We start from the raw sequence: 4411 nt of genomic DNA on the forward strand, positions 1-4411 counted from the left end.
GGTGGAACTGGGTCGCCGCCACCGGCCCGCGCTCGATCGCGGCGAGGAACGGCTCGTCGTGGGACGCCGTGGTGAGAAAGCCGTCGATGCCGGTCGGCGACGCGGCGTAGGAGTGGACGAAGTAGAACCGCTCGCCCTCCACGCCGCGGAACAGCCCCGATCCCTCACCGGCCTCAACCGTGTTCCACCCCATGTGCGGGATGCGTTCCGCCGCGAGCCGGGTGACGCCGCCGGGGAAGACGCCGAGGCCGTGGGTACGCACCCCGTGCTCGACGCCGTACTCGAACAGCACCTGCATGCCGACGCAGATCCCGAGCACCGGACGTCCTCCGGCGAGCCGTCGACCGATCAGCTGGTCGCCGCGGACCGCCCGCAGACCCTGCATGCAGGCGGCGTACGCCCCGACCCCGGGCACGACGAGGCCGTCCGAGCCGAGGGCGGTGGCGAAGTCGGAGGTCAAGGTCACGTTCGCGCCGGCCCGCTCGAGCGCGCGCACCGCCGACCGCAGGTTGCCCGACCCGTAGTCGAGGACGACGACGTCCGGGCTCACAGGGCACCCTTCGTGCTCGGCACCCCGGTCTCGCGCGGATCGCGCTCGACGGCCTGGCGCAGGGCCCGGGCGACGGCCTTGAACTGGGCCTCCGCGATGTGGTGCGGGTCGCGACCGGCCACGAGCCGGACATGCATCGTCAACCCCGCGTGGTGGGCGAGCGACTCGAGGACGTGCTGCGTGAGGGAGCCGCTGTACTGACCGCCGATGACGACCGTCACCTGCGACTCGGGCTCACCGCTGTGCACGAAGTAGGGGCGTCCCGACACGTCGACGACAGCCTGGGCGAGCGCCTCGTCCAGGGGCACGAGCGCGTCGCCGTACCGCCGGATGCCGGCCTTGTCGCCCAGCGCGGCCTTGATCGCCTCGCCGATGCAGATCGCGGTGTCCTCGACCGTGTGGTGGGCGTCGATGTGGAGATCACCCTCCGACCGCACCGTGAGGTCGATCAGCGAGTGGCGCGAGAGCGCGGTGAGCATGTGGTCGTAGAAGCCGACGCCCGTGGAGATGTCGTGCGTCCCGGTACCGTCCAGGTCGACCTCCACCACGACGTGGGACTCGGAGGTCTTGCGCTCCACCCGGGCGCGGCGGGGTCCGGTGGTCTCGATCGTGGTCATGCGTTCTCCTGACGGATCGACGGGGTCTCGAGGGTGGTGACCAGGGCCTCGCGGAAGGCCGTCATCTCCTCGGGCGTGCCGACGCTGACCCGCAGCCACCCCTCGGGACCGGTCTCGCGGATGAGGACGCCCTGGTCGAGCAGGCCCTGCCACACGGCGTGCCGGTCGCCGAACGTGCCGAACAGCACGAAGTTGGCGTCGGAGTCGACGACCTCGAGGCCCTGCTCGCGCAACCAGCGTGCCGTCTCGTCCCGCGTCTCCCGAAGCTCGGCCACCCGTGCCAGCATCTCGTCGGCGTGACGCAGCACGGCGAGCGCCACGGTCTGGGTGACGGCCGACAGGTGGTACGGGAGGCGGACGATGCGGAGCGCGTCGACGATCGCGGGGTCGGCCGCCAGGTAGCCGACCCGGCCTCCGGCGAACGCGAACGCCTTGCTCATCGTGCGTGTGACGACCAGCCGGGGGTGCTCGCCGAGCAGCGACAGCGCGGTCGGGGTCTCCGGCCGGCGGAACTCCGCGTACGCCTCGTCGACGACGACCAGGCCGGGCGCCGCGTCGTAGACCGCGCGCACCGCCTCGAGGGTCAACGACTCCCCTGTCGGGTTGTTGGGCGACGCGAGCAGGACGACGTCCGGCTGCTCCGCGGTGACCAGGGCGAGCGCGGCCTCGACGTCGAAGGTGAAGTCGTCGGCGCGGCGACCGGTGAGCCAGCGCGTGTGGGTGTTGCGGGCGTACTCGGGATACATCGAGTACGTCGGGGTGAACGACGCGGCAGTCCGCCCCGGGCCGCCGAAGGCCTGCAGGATCTGCTGCATGACCTCGTTGGAGCCGTTGGCCGCCCACACCGCGTCGGCGGTGAGACCGTGCCCGAGGTACGACGCCAACGCCGTCCGCAGCGCCCACGCCTCACGGTCGGGGTAGCGGTTGAGGTCCGTGGCGACCACGCGCAGCGACTCGGCGACGTCGTCGGCCGTGGCCTTGGACGGGCCGTACGGGTTCTCGTTGACGTTCAGCTGCACGGGGACGTCGAGCTGCGGCGCGCCGTACGGCTCGAAGCCTCGGAGATCGGCCCGGATGGGCACCCACTCCGGGACGCTCACGAGCCGCTCCTCCCCTCAGGTGCGTCGAGACGCGCCGACACGGCCGCGCCGTGGGACGGGAGGTCCTCTGCCTCGGCGAGGACCACGACCTCGGGGCCGACCTCACGCAGCGCCGGCTCGTCGTAGGTGACGACCTGCATGGTCTTGCAGAACGAGCGCACCGACAGCCCCGAGGAGCGGCACGCGCAGCCTGCGGTGGGGAGCACGTGGTTGGAGCCGGCCGCGTAGTCGCCGAGCGAGACCGGCGACCAGCTCCCGACGAACACCGCGCCGGCGTTCTCGACCTGCGAGGCGACACCGGCGGCGTCGGCGGTCTGGATCTCCAGGTGCTCGGCGGCGTAGGCGTTGACGACCTCGAGGCCCTGCTGCACGTCGCGGACGAGAACGGTCGCCGACTGCGTGGACGTCAGCGCGGTCTCGATGCGCTGGGCGTGCTTGGCCGCGGGCACCTGGCGGGCCAGCTCCTCGTCGACGGCGTCGGCCAGAGCGGGGCTCGGGGTCACCAGCACGGCCGCCGCGAGGGGGTCGTGCTCGGCCTGGCTGATCAGGTCCGCGGCGACGAAGGCCGGTGTCGCCGTGTCGTCGGCCAGGATCGCGATCTCCGTCGGCCCGGCCTCGGAGTCGATCCCCGTCACGCTCTGCACCAGGCGCTTGGCCGCCACCACGTAGATGTTGCCCGGTCCGGTGACCAGGTCGACCGGCTCGCACGGGCCGGCGCCATAGGCGAACATCGCGATCGCCTGGGCGCCGCCGACGGCGTACACCTCGTCGACACCCAGCAGCGCGCAGGCTGCCAGGACCGTCGGGTGCGGAGCGCCGCCGTACTCGCGCTGCGGCGGCGTCGCCAGGGCCAGCGACCGGACGCCCGCGACCTGGGCCGGGACGGCGTTCATGATGACGCTCGAGACCAGCGGGGCGAGCCCGCCCGGGACGTACAGGCCGACGCGTCCGACCGGCACGATGCGCCGCTCGACACGGGCTCCGGGGCCGAGGTCGGTGACGACGTCGCGATCGAGCTCGGCCTCGCAGGTCGCGCGGAGCCGGCGGATCGACTCCTCGAGCGCGGCGCGGACGTCGGGCGCCAACGACGCGAGCGCAGCGTCGGCCTCCTCGGCCGGCACCGCGAGGGACGCGCGTTGCACCTGGTCGAACCGCTCGGTCGCGTCCAGCACCGCCGCCTCACCGCGGTGTCGCACGTCGTCGACGACCGGACGGACGACCTCGACGGCCGCCTCGACGTCGAACGGCGCGCGAGGAAGCAGCGCGCGGTACTGCGCGGGAGTCGTGCCCGCGGGGGTCTCCCGCAGGTCGGTGCGACGGATCATGCCTCAAGTCTACGGAGAGTGACGCGCCGGCCCTGCCCGTGTCCGCCGCGCGGCTAGGCTGACGGCGTGGCACGCGCGATCCCGCTGTTCCCCCTCGGAAGCGTCGTCCTCCCGGGACAGACGGTGTCCCTGCACGTCTTCGAGGACCGCTACCGCGAGCTCGTCACCTATCTGCTCGACCTCCCCGAGCCCGAGCGCCGGTTCGGCATCGTGTCGATCCGCGAGGGCTACGAGGTCGGCGAGAGCGGGGTGCAGTCCATCCACCGGGTGGGTGTGGAGGTGGCACTGACCGACGTGACCGGCTACGACGACGGACGGTACGACGTGACCGTGGACGCGATCGGCCGGATCCGGCTCGACGCGGGTGTCACGGGCGAGAGCTTCATGTGGGGCCACGTCGAGGACCTGGAGGAGCCCGTGGGCGAGGGAGCGGTCGTGGCCGCCGACAAGGCGCACGCCGTGTTCGACGTCTACCGCACCGAGCTCAACCGCTTCCGGCTGGACGCGAGCGTCGACGACCTGCCGGGCGACCCGGTCGACCTCTCCTACCTCCTGGCCTCGAGTGCGGTGCTGACGCTCCCCGACCGCCAGGAGCTGCTCGAGGCGGACGACGCGGCCGAGAGGCTGCGCCGCTACCACCACCTGATGATCACCGAGATCGGTGCCATGAGGGCGGTGCCGAGCCTCCCCGCCGTGGACGTGGCCCGTACCGCCTGGTCGCCCAACTAACGCGGCCAGGTGGCGGCTCGTCCCGTCCGCCCGTCCGCCCGTCCGTCGGCCCCGTCCGCGACGTGAAGGGTTCGGGTCGCTCTTCAGCCG

At 72.6% G+C, this 4411-nt stretch carries 5 protein-coding genes; 1 reads left to right on the plus strand and 4 read right to left on the minus strand.

The window, feature by feature from the left end:
* From hisH to hisD, 4 genes are all read right to left on the minus strand, one after another.
* Positions 1–550: imidazole glycerol phosphate synthase subunit HisH (hisH, locus tag PV363_RS16045; protein ID WP_301022855.1), on the minus strand; the 550-nt coding region annotated here is incomplete at its 3' end.
* Entirely contained in the window at positions 547–1167 is a 621-nt protein-coding gene (gene hisB / locus PV363_RS16050; RefSeq protein ID WP_220344406.1) for an imidazoleglycerol-phosphate dehydratase HisB, read from the minus strand. The genes hisH and hisB, both read right to left, overlap by 4 nt.
* Positions 1164–2267: a histidinol-phosphate transaminase gene (locus PV363_RS16055; protein ID WP_301022856.1), complete on the minus strand. Its 1104-nt coding sequence runs from the start codon at positions 2265–2267 to the stop codon at positions 1164–1166. Before PV363_RS16055 ends, hisB begins: the two co-directional genes overlap by 4 nt.
* Positions 2264–3592 (minus strand): histidinol dehydrogenase, encoded by a 1329-nt coding sequence (gene hisD / locus PV363_RS16060; RefSeq protein ID WP_220344405.1) that lies wholly within the window; start codon positions 3590–3592, stop codon positions 2264–2266. Before hisD ends, PV363_RS16055 begins: the two co-directional genes overlap by 4 nt.
* Positions 3593–3658: 66 nt before the next feature.
* Here hisD and PV363_RS16065 point away from each other — a divergent pair, with 66 nt between their 5' ends.
* Positions 3659–4321, plus strand: a complete 663-nt coding sequence (locus PV363_RS16065; protein ID WP_220347055.1) for an LON peptidase substrate-binding domain-containing protein — start codon at positions 3659–3661, stop codon at positions 4319–4321.
* Positions 4322–4411: the final 90 nt, after the last annotated feature.

Source organism: Mumia sp., assembly GCF_028803055.1.
GTDB lineage: Bacteria > Actinomycetota > Actinomycetes > Propionibacteriales > Nocardioidaceae > Mumia.

Bases quoted from the DNA above. Each gene is read 5' to 3' on its own strand.
- hisB (WP_220344406.1), bottom strand. From the start codon at position 1,167: ATGACCACGATCGAGACCACCGGACCCCGCCGCGCCCGGGTGGAGCGC.
- hisD (WP_220344405.1), bottom strand. From the start codon at position 3,592: ATGATCCGTCGCACCGACCTGCGGGAGACCCCCGCGGGCACGACTCCC.